Annotated in this window: 14 protein-coding genes, 1 pseudogene and 1 riboswitch; of the genes and pseudogenes, 3 read left to right on the forward strand and 12 right to left on the reverse strand. The window is 49.8% G+C overall.

Going from position 1 to position 14,178, the window contains the following annotated elements; genetic code table 11:
- The 5 genes and pseudogenes from P40081_RS40195 to P40081_RS30330 all read right to left on the reverse strand — a co-directional run.
- Positions 1–261, reverse strand: a pseudogene (locus tag P40081_RS40195) (hypothetical protein); the annotation flags it as partial.
- A gap of 23 nt (positions 262–284) precedes the next feature.
- Positions 285–527: a hypothetical protein gene (locus P40081_RS30315; RefSeq protein WP_042139818.1), complete on the reverse strand. Its 243-nt coding sequence runs from the start codon at positions 525–527 to the stop codon at positions 285–287.
- A 713-nt stretch (positions 528–1,240) separates the two neighbouring features.
- Positions 1,241–1,744 (reverse strand): hypothetical protein, encoded by a 504-nt coding sequence (locus P40081_RS36805; RefSeq protein WP_052422088.1) that lies wholly within the window; start codon positions 1,742–1,744, stop codon positions 1,241–1,243.
- Entirely contained in the window at positions 1,731–3,446 is a 1,716-nt protein-coding gene (locus P40081_RS36810) for a hypothetical protein (RefSeq protein WP_156118733.1), read from the reverse strand. Before P40081_RS36810 ends, P40081_RS36805 begins: the two co-directional genes overlap by 14 nt.
- A 465-nt stretch (positions 3,447–3,911) precedes the next feature.
- On the reverse strand, positions 3,912–4,271 hold the full coding sequence (locus P40081_RS30330) for a HesB/IscA family protein (protein WP_039307246.1): 360 nt from the start codon (positions 4,269–4,271) through the stop codon (positions 3,912–3,914).
- A gap of 371 nt (positions 4,272–4,642) precedes the next feature.
- Here P40081_RS30330 and mqnE point away from each other — a divergent pair, with 371 nt between their 5' ends.
- Positions 4,643–5,749 carry an aminofutalosine synthase MqnE gene (gene mqnE, locus P40081_RS30335; RefSeq protein WP_039307245.1) on the forward strand — a complete coding sequence of 369 codons (1,107 nt, stop codon included), beginning with the start codon at positions 4,643–4,645 and terminating at the stop codon, positions 5,747–5,749.
- A gap of 79 nt (positions 5,750–5,828) precedes the next feature.
- Complete coding sequence (locus P40081_RS30340) at positions 5,829–6,890, forward strand: NAD(P)/FAD-dependent oxidoreductase (protein ID WP_042139820.1); 1,062 nt, start codon at positions 5,829–5,831, stop codon at positions 6,888–6,890.
- Positions 6,891–6,909: 19 nt separating this feature from the next.
- Here the strand turns inward: P40081_RS30340 and P40081_RS30345 are convergent, their stop codons facing one another.
- On the reverse strand, positions 6,910–7,164 hold the full coding sequence (locus P40081_RS30345) for a YuzB family protein (protein WP_039307242.1): 255 nt from the start codon (positions 7,162–7,164) through the stop codon (positions 6,910–6,912).
- 82 nt (positions 7,165–7,246) lie between these two features.
- Between P40081_RS30345 and P40081_RS30350 the strand changes: the two genes are divergently transcribed.
- On the forward strand, positions 7,247–7,495 hold the full coding sequence (locus P40081_RS30350; protein WP_039307240.1) for a NifU family protein: 249 nt from the start codon (positions 7,247–7,249) through the stop codon (positions 7,493–7,495).
- A gap of 202 nt (positions 7,496–7,697) precedes the next feature.
- Here the strand turns inward: P40081_RS30350 and P40081_RS30355 are convergent, their stop codons facing one another.
- The 6 genes from P40081_RS30355 to P40081_RS30380 all read right to left on the reverse strand — a co-directional run bounded on the left by P40081_RS30355 (position 7,698) and on the right by P40081_RS30380 (position 14,178).
- Entirely contained in the window at positions 7,698–8,576 is an 879-nt protein-coding gene (locus tag P40081_RS30355) for a MetQ/NlpA family ABC transporter substrate-binding protein (protein ID WP_042139821.1), read from the reverse strand.
- 57 nt (positions 8,577–8,633) lie between these two features.
- The gene (locus tag P40081_RS30360) at positions 8,634–9,302 is read right to left on the reverse strand and encodes a methionine ABC transporter permease (protein WP_042139823.1); all 669 of its coding nucleotides are present in this window, start codon (positions 9,300–9,302) and stop codon (positions 8,634–8,636) included.
- On the reverse strand, positions 9,302–10,318 hold the full coding sequence (locus tag P40081_RS30365) for a methionine ABC transporter ATP-binding protein (protein WP_042139824.1): 1,017 nt from the start codon (positions 10,316–10,318) through the stop codon (positions 9,302–9,304). The genes P40081_RS30360 and P40081_RS30365 overlap by 1 nt, the downstream gene beginning before the upstream one ends.
- 98 nt (positions 10,319–10,416) lie before the next feature.
- Positions 10,417–10,552, reverse strand: a riboswitch (SAM riboswitch).
- Between the two features lie 91 nt (positions 10,553–10,643).
- Positions 10,644–11,390 carry a Cthe_2314 family HEPN domain-containing protein gene (locus P40081_RS30370; protein WP_042139825.1) on the reverse strand — a complete coding sequence of 249 codons (747 nt, stop codon included), beginning with the start codon at positions 11,388–11,390 and terminating at the stop codon, positions 10,644–10,646.
- Positions 11,391–11,417: 27 nt separating this feature from the next.
- Positions 11,418–13,190: a UbiD family decarboxylase gene (locus P40081_RS30375; RefSeq protein ID WP_042139826.1), complete on the reverse strand. Its 1,773-nt coding sequence runs from the start codon at positions 13,188–13,190 to the stop codon at positions 11,418–11,420.
- A gap of 55 nt (positions 13,191–13,245) precedes the next feature.
- On the reverse strand, positions 13,246–14,178 hold the full coding sequence (locus P40081_RS30380; RefSeq protein WP_156118803.1) for a COX15/CtaA family protein: 933 nt from the start codon (positions 14,176–14,178) through the stop codon (positions 13,246–13,248).

Consider the following 14,178-nt stretch of genomic DNA (forward strand, 5'->3'; position numbering starts at 1 on the left):
TTAATCACCTTTCGTAAAACATCTAGTGATTTCACCGTCTTTTATAACCAACAACTCTTGTAAATATTTCAAATCCCCATTAGGATTAGCCTTTCTTAGTATTTCTTGTTTCAAGCTTTCTATGTCACTAGGATTAAAATCATCAAGATTCAAAGTAATTCTTGTGGCTTGTTTTTTAGTTCTACCTTGTATTTCTTTAATTTTAATTTTTGAAAACTCTCCCTGAGGAGCATAACAATCAAATATATTACCTTCTAATACAAAGTCGGGGTTAGAATCAGGTTTTAACCCAAAACCATTTCATCCATCGCATCCATATACTGCTGCTGCACCGGCGTCCTCGGCAGTGAAGGTCCATCGGGTATCTCCCCTGCCTTTAAGGCCAGCCCTTCCGGTGTCTGTAAGACCGGACCCAGCTCCGGGAGCTTCTGCTTGATCCCATTCAAAGCATCCTTCGCCGCCTGGCTGACGACGTCTTCCACCCCGCTGAACACTTTCCCGGCTTTGCCGATTTTGGTGACCTGCATTCCACATAGACCTTGTCCACATAAAAAGCCAGCGTCGTCTCATTTTCTTTGCTGCTAGCGGTAATCGGAGTACCATCCGGCAGTTCCAGCGGCGGACCGTTCAGCCGTCTTGCAGATTCGGTCTGCTCCTGGACCTGCCTCACAGCCTCAACGATCCTGATCTCCTCCAGCTGGCTTCTTGCATAGGCTCCAGGGCACTCTTCTCCATCGCCATCCGCAGCAGATACTCTTCGTTATGTATTAGCGGTACACTTTCCGCCGTGATCGACGAATCATAATCGCAGGCTTTGACAGCCAGCTGCTTGAAATAGCCGCTTAGATCCTTCCCTGCTTCATATTTTTCACTACTTCACATTTTAATCCATATGTTACTTCTGACGAATTATAATCATGTCTTCGTCAATTAATCTAAGATCTCACGAGCTTCCGCCTTACAGCTTGAGGTCAGTTCACCACTAGCCACGATTATGTTGCCAGACTATATATCCTCTGCGGCCCATATGCAGCTGTCTATAATCACAAGACATTTCAGGATATTCCCCATTTCCATTGGGCATAGTCCGCTGTTGAAGTGCTCGCTTCCAAAGGTGTAATTAACGGCAGTTCAGAATTGGCCGGAGCAGCCCGTTTCACGTGCTGATATTGCTTTTTACATAAACGCAAAACAGCTCCCAGCTTGTTTGCAAGATGAGAGCCGCTTCACGCTTATATTTTCATAAAATGATGATCCTATAATCTCTATCTATAATAATAAACTTGTCATTAAAATCTATAGATAAACCCTCGTATTTCTCGACAAGCATTTCATTAAGCGTTAATAAATCTGCCCCTTCCCGAACATACAAATACATTTCGTTAATATTTCGAGTTATAGGATCAAGATGCATCTCAACTTTCATAATATCATTTGAATTTCTTTCAATAGTAGTTATTTTGTATACTATTTTCTCGACATCTTCCTCCACATTTGAATCTTTTCCAAACATTTCACCAAGTGATGAATAGTTCGGTTTTCCCCTCCTGAATATTTCCACTAACCCTATAACTAACTCCTGTAATGAACTTTCTGAAAATTTCAACTTTAACAATTCCCATGAGTTATCAAACATCCAACTCATATCATTGGGATCATTATCACTATCGTCCAAAATTCCAATAACTACAGGTTTTCTATAAAGAAATTTCGAGTTAATTCTTTCATCATTATTTAAAAACATTAAAATCCCCTCCCATCTTTTCTGCCATTTTACTATATAACCTATCCCATACTGCCTCTGTGTTACCTTCTTTAAATAATGCTTGAACCATAGGGTCACTGGAAAGCTCTCTTTGTGTTTGTTTAAAAACTTTCTCAACATCCAGTGGATGTATCGCCCATCCAAGAGTTCCTCTCTTAATACTGAACGTTACCCCATTTGGAGTCACAGCTCTTATTTCTGCCATATCGAAATATACCACTGTTTCTAGGTCAGCAATACTAAACCTACTACTACTAGGATGATTATGAGTAAATGTTGTATCCTTTGCTATATCTTTATAAGCAGAAAGGTCAATTTTTGCTTGTTCCCCATCAGAGATTAATCTACCAATCACATTGCCGTCATTATCGAAAAACAGACCATGCTCAAACGGCTCATTTCTAATACCATCTTCTAAATATTTAACTGTTGAAGGTGCTTTGTCTACTTTCCCTATACTGGATAGTAAATTTTGACCACCCGAACCCTCACTTACTACACCTATGTTAGAATCTGCACTACTAGATTTACCCTTCCCCTCAGATAACGGAACATTTACCTTTTTCACCCTGGACGCAGATATTTCACCCGCACCAGGGTTCAGCGGAAGGCTTCTCTTTATCGTTACATTGCCGCGCATTCCTTCAATCCCTTGAAAACTGGCGACTACACTGCTAATGATTATACCATAGGCCTGCAGCTTCGATAATTTCGCACCGGTCCAGTAGTTGGTCCCGTCTTTTGCTGCCAGAATCTGCTCCTGCATGATATCAACGGGCACATTATCCAGATTAGATTTGATTTCTCCATTCCTAATGGCTTCCTGATACGCTATGGATGCTTGCGCCGCCTCCTGGTCTGTTATGCCATTTTTACTGAGTACCCATGTGTTTCCTATAAGTGTTTTGCTGTACTCCTCAAAGTTGTATTTTTTCGCTTCCGTATTGCTATCCAGCGCCAACTTACGTTCAGCCGCCTCAATCTGCAGCCGCTTCACCTCCAGCTGGCTTCGCGCGTAGTTCCCAGCAGCACTCTTCTCCATCGCCAGCCGCAGCAGCAGGAGATATTCTTCGTTATGTATGAGTGGTACACTCTTCGCCGTGATCGACGGATCATAATCGCAGGCTTTGACAGCCGGCTGCTTGAAATAGCCGCTTAGATCCTTCCCTGCTTCATATTGGACCTTGCCTACACCCAGCGAAGCCAGCTTCTGGCGTGCTTCCTCAGCCTGCGCATGGACAGCCTCCATCTGCGTCTTGTTCCCGAACGCTTCATAGACCTTGAAGGCCATCTGCGCCTTCGCGATCCCCTCCCGCGCCGCGAAGATATCCTTCAGCTTGCTTAGGGCCGCAATACCCTCTACGGTCAAAAGCCCGGACGTTTGGATGATATTCCGCAGCTTCTGCACTGCCGGATCGTTATTCAGTTCATCCCTTCCCAGCAGGACGGTAACAGAAGTGATCAGATACGCTACACTCTTCTGCACAAAGGCTGGAATGGAAACCCGGCCAGCGGCATTTGACGTCCCAAAGCTTCCGAATGCACCAGCGAGAAGATTAAACTGCTGGTTAAGCTTGTCGGCCTGCCGTTTATTCTCCTCCTGGAGGCCTGCGACTCCTTTCAGGGCGGTCCGGATAATATCCTCCAATTTCTCTGCTTCTGCAGTTAATTCGTTGATCATGACCTGGGCCTTCACGAGGTGGTCTCCCATGGGAATTCCGCCCCAGCCGCTGGACTGGCCCTTCAGCTGCAAATACAGCCGGTTAGTGTCCTGGCTTACCTGGCCTATTTTGGTCTGCAGGCGCTGGACTTCACCTTCGTTAAATATAAGCTTCGTTGACGCCATGTCCACCCTCCCGCTTTGTCCGCACAGCAATATTTCCTATGTAATTTATAATTATATATATAGGATATTCTTTTTTATTATCGGATTATTTTTCCATAAATTTTATAGTTATCCATCCCTCCGGCATTTCCTTTAACCTTGATCCGTTGTCATTCCAATCTTCTTCTGCTTTTTGGCCAAATAAAAAGCCTCCTGAAAAGTGTAAAGTACTTCTTACACAATTCAAGAGGCTGGGAGGCTGTGATTAACGGCTGCATATTCAGCTGTCTATATCGACTTACAGTGCTAAAAATCCCCGTCTTAGCAAGGCTCAGCCGCCGGCTTGCCTGCATCTTCCTTCGTACGGAAAGAAGATCCGCAGCCGCACGTAGCAGTGGCGTTCGGATTGTTAATGGTGAAGCCGCCGGTCATGCCGGATTCTTCGAAGTCGATCTCCAGGCCGTCGAGGTAACGGATATCGTCTTTGCTTACGACTACCTTCAAGCCCTCAATGTCCATATACACGTCTTGCTCGCTTTCGTTATCATCGAAGCCCATGGCGTAAGAGAATCCGCTGCAGCCCCCGGGTGTTACGCCCAGACGGAGAAACATATCAGGTACTTCCTGCTCAGCAAGCATGGTCTTCAATTGGCCTGCTGCTAATTCACTAATGTTAATCATAACTTTAACCTCCCAAAAGTTTTGTGAGCATATTTTTGCAATAGCTTTTATCAACCAGCCCTAAGGCCTCAGGTAATGTTCAAATAATTTGCACTTCTATAATTTAAATTAAGTATACTCCACTATTCTCTTAGCCTCAAGTCGCAAACGTACCGCAGTTATGCATTTCATGCCGGGTTCCCTTAAGTTTTCTGGCGGTTGCTCACCCTCCGGGAGAGGTTTATAATAGGAAAAGCGATATACGTAAAAATTCGGAAATTTGTCACGAGGTTACATCTAACCTCTATTTCATGCCGGTCTGCTGCCGGCTCATTTCATTAGCTCACGATTCTGCGATGCAGTTGCCTCGCCAACCTTCAGGAGGAAATTATATGTCTACCCTTATAACACCCCACATGGATGCCCGGATGGCGAACATCATTGAGAAGGTCCGCGGCGGAGAAAGATTAAATTTGGAAGATGGCGTTTATTTATATGAGAGCAATGATTTATTAACGATCGGGCAATTAGCCAATGAGGTTAACCAGCGAAAAAACGGGAATAAAGTATATTTTATCGAAAACATGAGTCTATATTTCACCAATGTCTGCGAATCCCGCTGCGCATTCTGCAATTTCCGCAAGGATGAGGGAGAAGACGGCGCTTATACCCTTTCCGGCGAGGAAATGGTGCAATATGTGCAGCAGCATATCCATCCCGGCGTACGCGAGTTCCACATTGTCGGAGGCCATAATGATAACGTACCCTTCCAGTACTATGTTGATTCGCTAAAAGCTTTGAACGAGCACTTCCCTGACGTCACTCTCAAGGCCTACACCGCAGCAGAGATTGACTTCTTCACCCGCATCAGCGGCCTTAGCATCCGTGAAGTACTGGAGCAGCTGCGCGCCGCCGGACTGAAGACCCTTACCGGGGGAGGGGCAGAGATTCTGTCCGACCAGTACCGCAAAAAAATGCGTGTGGACAAAGCCAATGTTGAGGAATATCTGGAGGTTCACCGCACTGCTCATAATATCGGTATGAGAACACATACGACTATGCTGTACGGCTCCATTGAGTCCCGCGAGGACCGCATCCGCCACATGCTGCAAATCCGCGAGCTGCAGGACGAAACGGGCGGATTCATGGTGTTCATTCCGCTCTCCATGCAGCCTAAGAACAAGAATGCAGGCATTATGCGCCGGAACTCTGCTTACGAGGATCTTAAGACGATTGCAGTAAGCCGCCTGATGCTGGATAACTTTGACCATATCAAAGCCTACTTCATTAATATCGGAGCACAGCTGACCCAGGTCGCCCTCAGCTTCGGAGCTTCAGATGTACATGGCACGATTCTCAAAGAACGGATCAGCCATGCCGCGGGCGCATTGACCCCGGAAGGTCTGACACGTGAAGAGCTGATCTGGCTCGTCAAAGGGGCCGGACGGATTCCGGTTGAACGGGATACTTTCTACAACGAGATTAAAGTATACGAGTAACAACTAACCGCACCAGCCTATAATCCTGCGGAACTGCCTTGCCCATCTCGCACCATACCTGAAAGGAAGATCGGTTCGCATGAGAACTCTACTTGTCCTGGGCGGCGGCTACGGCGGTCTTGCCCTCATTCAGCAGCTACTTAACAACCATCTCCCCCATGATGTGGAAATCGTCCTGGTTGACCGGATGCCGTATCAGGGAATTAAGACGGAATATTATGCACTGGCCGCAGGAACTGTAACGGATTATCATCTGCGGATTCAATTCCCGGTTCATCCCCGCTTAACGATCCGCTATGGTCAGGTGGGCTCCATCGATCTGGAGAGCCGGGTGATATTCCTCGATACCGGGGAGCCGATATCTTATGATATTCTCGCGATAGCGCTCGGCTGCACCGATAATTACCATAACATTCCCGGAGCCGAGCACTATGCCTGCAGTATTCAGAGCTTTGCCGGGACCCGCGAAACCTACCGCCGGCTGAACGATGTGAAGCCTTACGGAACGGTCAACATTGTAGGCGGAGGACTGAGCGGAGTTGAGATTGCCTCAGAACTGCGGGAGAGCCGGCCTGATCTGAACATCTCCATTCTGGACCGCGGGGAACGGGTATTGTCTTCTTTCCCGGCCAAGCTGTCACAGTATGTGGAGGAATGGTTCAATGAGCATCATGTGGAGACCATAGGACGGGTATCCGTCTCCCATGTAGAAAAGGATGCCATCTTCAATGGCACCCAGGCAATTCCTGCTGATGTTACGGTCTGGACTGCCGGCATTCAGCCGGTGCAGGTGGTCCAGCAGCTTGAACTCCCCAAAGACCGTGGAGGACGGATCATTGTGGGCAATTATTACAATGTGGCCGACTATCCGGAGGTATACGTGATTGGGGATTGCGCCAGCCTGCCCTTCGCACCAAGCGCACAAGCCGCAGGTGCCCAGGGAGAACAGGTGGGGCAGATTATTCAGGCCCTATGGCGGGGTGAGACGCCGAAGCTGCATAAGATTAAGCTTAAGGGGACTCTCGGTTCACTGGGTAAAAATGCCGGCTTCGGCCTGATGGGCCGCCGCTCCGTCATGGGCCGTGTTCCGCGCCTGCTCAAAAGCGGCGTGCTCTGGATGTCTAAGCGCCATTTCGGATAGGACAACCACGGCTGCGGGTTTAGTCGATCTCAAGGCTATCCCATGCCTCAGCCTCTTTAATGGCTGCCTCAATCGCCTCTTCAAGTCCGTCGGCGGATTCGGCTTCAATAATCTCCCCGTCGACCATGGCGAAGGGCTGCAGATAACATTGTCCGCAGTTGTTCAGACAACCGTACTCCACCACATCGTATTCGGGGTTTTGCTCCAGCTTATTTTTGAGCTTTTCTGTACCATGTCCGATATTACTGGCACAAAATTCTATAATTGGTCTCATGATGATCTCCCTATTCTGCGCTAACCATTTTATTTTTTAACTTTTTGTACTATAATAAACATACGAAAGGAGTGATTGAGAAATGAGTGAGAATGTACAAAGTGCAACCATGTACGATGAAGTATTGGAAGTGCTCGATAAACTTCGTCCGTTCCTGCAGCGCGATGGCGGTGACGTCGAACTGATCGATGTAGAAGACGGCATCGTTAAGTTGAAGCTTATGGGTGCCTGCGGCAGTTGCCCAAGCTCCACGATCACGCTGAAAGCCGGGATCGAACGCGCTCTTGTTGAAGAAGTAGAAGGCGTGGAAGAAGTTATTCAAGTATTCTAATCCCGTATCATAGATCATCCCGGCCTCCGTTGAGAAGGCCGGGATTTTTTTTATTATAGTGGATTTCACAGGCAGGATCAACCCGCCGCGTTCCCGGTAAACTTACCCATCCCTCCCAAAGGCCAGAAATGCCCTGTTAACCGTTCCCGGCTGACAGGGCATTTCTGGTCTTCTCTTTAGTTGTTCAGCTTAAGCTTTAGGCTTAGAATGCAGGGATAATTGCACCTTCATATTTCTCTTCGATGAAGGCTTTGGCTTCAGCAGAGTTCAGGGCCGCAGCCAGCTTCTGGATCGCATCGGAATCTTTGTTATCCGGACGGGCTACCAGCAGGTTGGCGTAAGGGGAATCTGCTCCCTCGATGAACAAAGCATCCTTGGTTGGAACCAGGCCGGCTTCCAGCGCATAGTTGGTGTTAATCAGCGCCAGATCTACCTCGTCCAGCTGACGCGGCAGCATAGCTGCATCCAGCTCAATGATTTCAAGCTTCTTCGTATTCTCAGTGATATCAGCTTTGGTGGAAGTGATGTTGGTGTCATCCTTCAGTTTGATCAGACCGTTCTTAGCCAGCAGGATCAATGCGCGTCCGCCGTTGGTGGCATCATTCGGGATGGCAACCTTGGCACCGTCAGCCAGTTCGCTGATCGCTTTGATTTTTTTGGAATACGCGCCGAAAGGCTCAACGTGAACCGCGGTTACAGATACAAGATCCGTGCCGTTCTTGGCATTCTGGTCATCCAGGTAAGGCTTGTGCTGGAAGAAGTTCGCATCCAGTTGTTTCTCGGCAAGCTGTGTATTCGGAAGGATATAGTCCGTGAATTCTTTGATCTCAAGCTTAATGCCTTGTGCTTCAAGCAGCGGGGCAATAGCTTTCAGAATTTCCGCATGCGGTACAGGAGAAGCTCCAATGACCAGGGTTACGGGTTCTGCAGCAGGTTCAGTGGTCGGTTCTGCAGCAGCAGCTTCCGTTGGCGCCGTTGTAGCCGCAGAGTTTGCCGCGTTATTCGCAGCGTTATTGTTGCCGCAAGCTGCAAGCACCAATATCATGGTCAAGCTGAAGAATGTGAGCAGTACTTTTTTCATCTGTAAATCCCCCTCTAATCAATAATTTGTATGAATAAGGCTCTATATGGACATACCTTATTTCCGTGTAAAATGTCTTACCAGCCGGTCACCGGCCATTTGCAGCAGCTGCACCAGAATAACCATCAGGGCCACCGAGATAATCATGACTTCCTTCTCATAACGGTAATAACCGTAACGGATCGCCAGGTCACCCAGACCGCCGCCGCCTATCATCCCGGACATTGCGGTATACGAGACGAGGGTAACAATCGTAATCGTAACACCGGCCAGCAGACCCGGACGAGCCTCCGGCAGCAACACGCGCATTACAATCTGTCCCGTGGATGCTCCCATACCCTGCGCCGCTTCGATGATCCCCCGGTCAACCTCCCGCAGTGCGGTCTCTACCAGTCTGGCGAAGAATGGAGCCGCGCCGATCACCAGCGCCGGAATCGTTCCAAGTACGCCTATCGAGGTACCCATAATCGACTTGCTGAACGGAATCAGGGCAACCATCAGGATAATAAAGGGGACCGAACGCAGAATATTTACGACGAACGATAATACCGAGTAAACAGCCCTGATAATAGTGTTATTAGACTTGCCCCATAAATATAACACAATTCCGAGCGGTAAACCAAGGATAATTGTGAATATTCCTGAAAAAGCTAACATTTTTAATGTTGCGACCGTGGCATCAAGCATTTCTTCCCAGTTAATCGCGCTAAAATCCAGTCCGCCCATTAAGAAATCACCTCCACATCAAGGCCTTCAGCCGCAAGTTCGGAAAGTGTTGCTTCCACGGCTTCGGATGGCCCTTCAAACCGGACAATCAGCTGACCATAAGGAACATCCTTGATAGTAGAAATGGTTCCCTGCAGAATGGCGAAATTAACTCCGGTTCCCTGCGCCACATGGGAAAGGGTCGATTCGTACGTTTTTTGCCCGAGAAAAGTAATTTTGACCGCCTTAGTATATCCGGCATGTACAGCATCAATCGCTTGCCGCAGCGGTCCGTCCGCCTGAGTTTCACTGCGGATGAATTCTTTCGTAACCTCATGCCTTGGTTTCAAAAAAACCTGGGCAACGTCGCCCTGCTCCACAATCCCGCCCCCATGAATGACAGCCACCCGGTCGCAAATGCTCTGAATGACATGCATCTCATGCGTAATCAGCACAATGGTCAAGTGAAATTTCCGGTTAATATCCAGCAGCAGGCGCAGAATTGAATCCGTTGTCTGCGGGTCCAGTGCTGAAGTCGCTTCATCGCACAGCAGAACATCAGGATCGCTCGCCAGAGCACGGGCGATCCCGACCCGCTGCTTCTGGCCTCCGGACAGCTGAGCCGGATATTTGTTCCGGTGCTCCTCAAGTCCGACTAGAGCCAGCAGATCCTGAACCTTCCGCTCAATCTCCGTCTTGGAGGTTCCGGCCAGCCGCAGCGGAAAGGCAATATTGTCATAGACGGTTGCGGAGGAGAGCAGATTGAAATGCTGAAAGATCATCCCGATCTTGCGCCGCTGCTCCTGCAGCTGTCCCTGGCTGAGTGCGGTCAATTCCACCCCATCCACCCATACTTCACCCTCGCTCGGACGTTCCAGCAGATTAATGCAGCGGATCAGCGTGCTTTTGCCGGCACCGGAGTGGCCGATCACACCGAATATCTCCCCCTTCTTAATAGACAGGCTTAGTCCGGAAAGCGCCGTTGCGGCCTTGCTTCCCTTACCGTATACTTTCGTTAAATCTTTCAGCTCTATCAATCGCCCCGTCCTCCTTCTTCCATGCAATTTATAACAAAAAAGACCTCTTACGATCCGTGCAGATCGGAAGAGGCCGTGTGTGTGAAGTAAACAATGCCGTCTCATCTGCCAAGACCGCAAACCTAGCGGCATTGTAGGAATTAGCACCATGACATTTGCAGCCAGCAGCTAAGCTGTGTACAAATCGGTTGCCGGGCTTCATCGGGCCTATCCCTCCGCCGCTCTCGATAAGATTATAGTATGAAGTTATATATGCCGTTTCATGTTAGAAGTAAATACTTGCATAAGTATATTAAGTTTCCGGTTCTTTGTCAAAGGTAAGTTTTTACGGCTGTCCGTGCTCTGAACGCTGGCTGGATGCAGCTTTATTCTTGTGCCACTGCTCATTGCTGTACCTGAAGGCAGCCGATAAAGATTTGCACACCATCTCCAGGCTCTGCCTCAAATCCTCCAGATGACTGTCAAGATCCTCCAGTTGGATTTTGTCATGCAGCCCTTGATGGCGTTGCCAGAGATCATCCGTCATCTCAGCGTTCATGTAGTGAATCTCGGCATTGCGCCGTTTGCGCAGATTCTCCACCGGTTCGCGGTAAGAGTTCCTGATCTTCTCCAGCTCATTGGCCAGCGGGTTGTGCGCATGAAGCAGCTGAAATTGGCGAAGCACTGTGAAGTAAGAGAAATGCGCTTTGACTTTACCTGTATTCAGATCATACAGACTGTTCAGAACCGTACCCAGCTTGTCCAGCAGGGAGAACACCCGGATGAAGCCGTCCTTATAAAAATACACATACCTGGCGTACTCTCCCTGTTCCGTGGGCGACATATCATCCATATAACCGGCAACCACCGACTTCCGGTAAAAGGCGGCGGCGAACCAGCTCTGCTCCAGCTCGTCCAGCGATGAGATCAGACCGCGTGTCCATATCTCCAGCTTGCGGTATTCATGGTCACGGTCTTGATGTGTGTTCATCTCCTTGCGCAGCATGGAGGCGACCTTCGCCATGTTGTCCATGGCTTCGGCCAGTACCCCGCTGTTCTCGCGGGGCGGCTCTCCCAGTAATGTCCGCAGCATATTTGTCCTCCTCAGAATACTTAAGATCTATACAAGAGGGAAATAACGGTTCCAGTTCCGGTTCACCAGTTCAACCGTGTCCTCATGCGGAACCAGCTCCTCCGGGTACCCCGGCTTCATCCGGGCATCTATTACAATCGGCAGGGAATAGCTGATTGCGTTACGCAGTGCATGGGTCTCCGCATAAATATCATCCGCCGGATTAAACCGGGTGAACACTGTCCACAGGAAGGAGGTTTGTGTGCGCACCGCTTCAGCGGCATCGTCCACCAGAACAATCAGCGGCCAGGCTGTGCCCTTCTCCTTGAAGGAAGCGGCCAGCCTGACGGGAAGCTCAGGGTCTTCTATATAGGATGCTCCGGAAACGGCTAAACATCCGCCGCAATAGGGCACGGCGCCGGTGATTGCTGGAAGGTGACCCTCCGTATAGGTTCTGGGCAGCTCACGGACCGGGTTGCCGGTGCCCATCATCACAGCCTTACTGCCATGATTCAGCTTACGGCCGGTATAGTCAAGGGTATCCATGGAGGTGTTAGCGAAGATCACCAGATCCGATGCCGGATTAAAGCGTTCAAGCACGGTTTCCAGCAGTTTAGGGAAATCCGTAAGCTCAACCGGTTCATTCGTCAGGAGCAGGAATTTCGTTAAGGAGAGCTGGCCTTCCCCCAGAATACGGAAAGCCGAAGCCAGTCCCTCACGCGGATAGCTCTCCCTGACAACAGCCGAAGCCAAGGCGTTCGAGCCGGATTCGGAGTACGCCCACAGAGCTTTCACTGAAGGCATCATTAGCGGATAGGCCGGAGCCAGCAGCCGCTGCAGATAATCCTTCAGATAATAATCCTCCTGGCGGGGTTTGCCGGTAATCGTGGCCGGAAATATCGCGTCCTTGCGGTGCCACATCCGCTGCACATGCATCACGGGAAAATCATGCTGCAGCGAATAATAGCCGGATTGACTGCCATATGGACCTTCCGGTCTCCGCTCAAACGGAGACACCCGCCCGCGGATGGAGAATTCAGCTTCTGAAGGAATGCGGTGACCGCCCAGGGGGTCCTGCACCATAGGGAGCTTCCCGCCCAGCATAAGGGATGCCAGCATCAATTCCGGAAGCCGCTCTGAAACCGGGGCAACAGCAGCCGCAATCAGGGCAGGAGGCCCGCCGATAAAGACAGAGACCGGAAGGGTCTCCCCCAGCAGCTCAGCCTGGCGGTGATGGAAGCCGCCCCCTTTATGGATTTGCCAATGAATGCCGGTCGTGCTGTCATCATGAATCTGGACCCGGTACATCCCGAGATTATGGTCTTTGGGGTTGGTTATGCTCTCTGTATAGACCAGAGGAAGGGTGATGAACGGCCCTCCGTCCTTAGGCCAGCTGGTAATTCGGGGTAATTCCTGTAGCGGATTACTGCTGCGGCAGATGCCTAGGACCGGCGCTTCACCTTGCGGTATATTCTTGGTTCCTGCTCGGATCAGGTCAAGCAGCAGGCCCTTTTCTCTCCATAGTCCGGCAGCTGATGGCGGAATCATCGTTTCCATAGCTGCCGTCATAGATTTCACTAACTGCTCCGGGCGGGTCCCGAAGGCCTTGTTCACCCGGCGGACAGTACCGAACAGATTGGTTGCAACCGGGAACGGCGTTCCTTGTACATTTGTAAACAGCAGCGCCGGGCCGTCCTCACCGGCCACCCGGCGGTGAATCTCGGCCAGCTCCAGATGCGGATCAACCGGAGTATCAATCACAGCAAGATCCTTGTCTCTGCGGAGCTGTTCGATCCATTGTCGCAAATTACCGTATCCCACTAAGCGTTCCTCCTCGAACCGGGCCGACCTTGTCCCCATGCCCTTAACGGTAATCTTATTGCTTCTTGTCCGTTCCGCTTAACTGCCAGACACGGACACTCATATAACATAGAACCCCAAACAAGCCGGCAATCAGCAAAATATGCGATAACGCGGTAAATATGTACAGTCGTTCATTATACAGCGTATGAACCACAGCAGCCCCACTGAATACCTGCATCAGGCAGAGCAGCACTGCGGCAACACCCAGAGCCCTCAGCTCCGGCAGCTCTTTGTATCTCCAGAAAGCCAGATGTCCCAGAATAGCAGTCAGCAGGAACAGCAGCGCCGCTGCAACCCGGTGTATGAACACAATGCCCACCCCGCCAGACAGCTCGGGAATCCATTCCCCGTTGCACAGCGGCCAGCCTGAACAGCCCCCCTGCGAATCGGTATGGCTTACATAAGCTCCAATATACACGACCATATAAGAATATAACGCAGTAAACCAGGTTAAGTTACGGAAGCCCCTGCTAACTTTCGGTTCTGCAGTGCTATTCTCTTCCCCAGAAAGGTAGATCCGTCTGGCTCCAAGCGCAAGCATCAGTGAGCTGGCGAACGCAATCAGCGAGAATCCCATATGTAGAGCCATTACTGCAGCAGACTGCGACTTGATTACCGCAAGCGCTCCCATTCCGCCTTGCACCACTACGAATATAAGGGTTAACAAGGCATAGGTAAGCAGATCCCTGCGCTTACGGGCATAACGCCAGAACGCAAACATGGAAGCCAGTGACATTAGACCCGCAAGTCCGCTGAACAGACGATGGGTATATTCAATCAGGGAGCCTACGGTATAAGCCGGTATCAGCTTTCCGTGACACAGCGGCCATTCATTCCCGCATTCCAGTCCCGAACCCGTCTTGGTAACCACCGCTCCGCCGAGCAGCGCCAGAAACATAACAAGGCAGGTTATATAGCTAAGCCATTTTAATTGAAGGGTCGTCAA

Origin of the sequence: Paenibacillus sp. FSL P4-0081, from assembly GCF_000758565.1 — a bacterium.
In the GTDB taxonomy this organism is placed as follows: domain Bacteria; phylum Bacillota; class Bacilli; order Paenibacillales; family Paenibacillaceae; genus Paenibacillus_AQ; species Paenibacillus_AQ phytohabitans.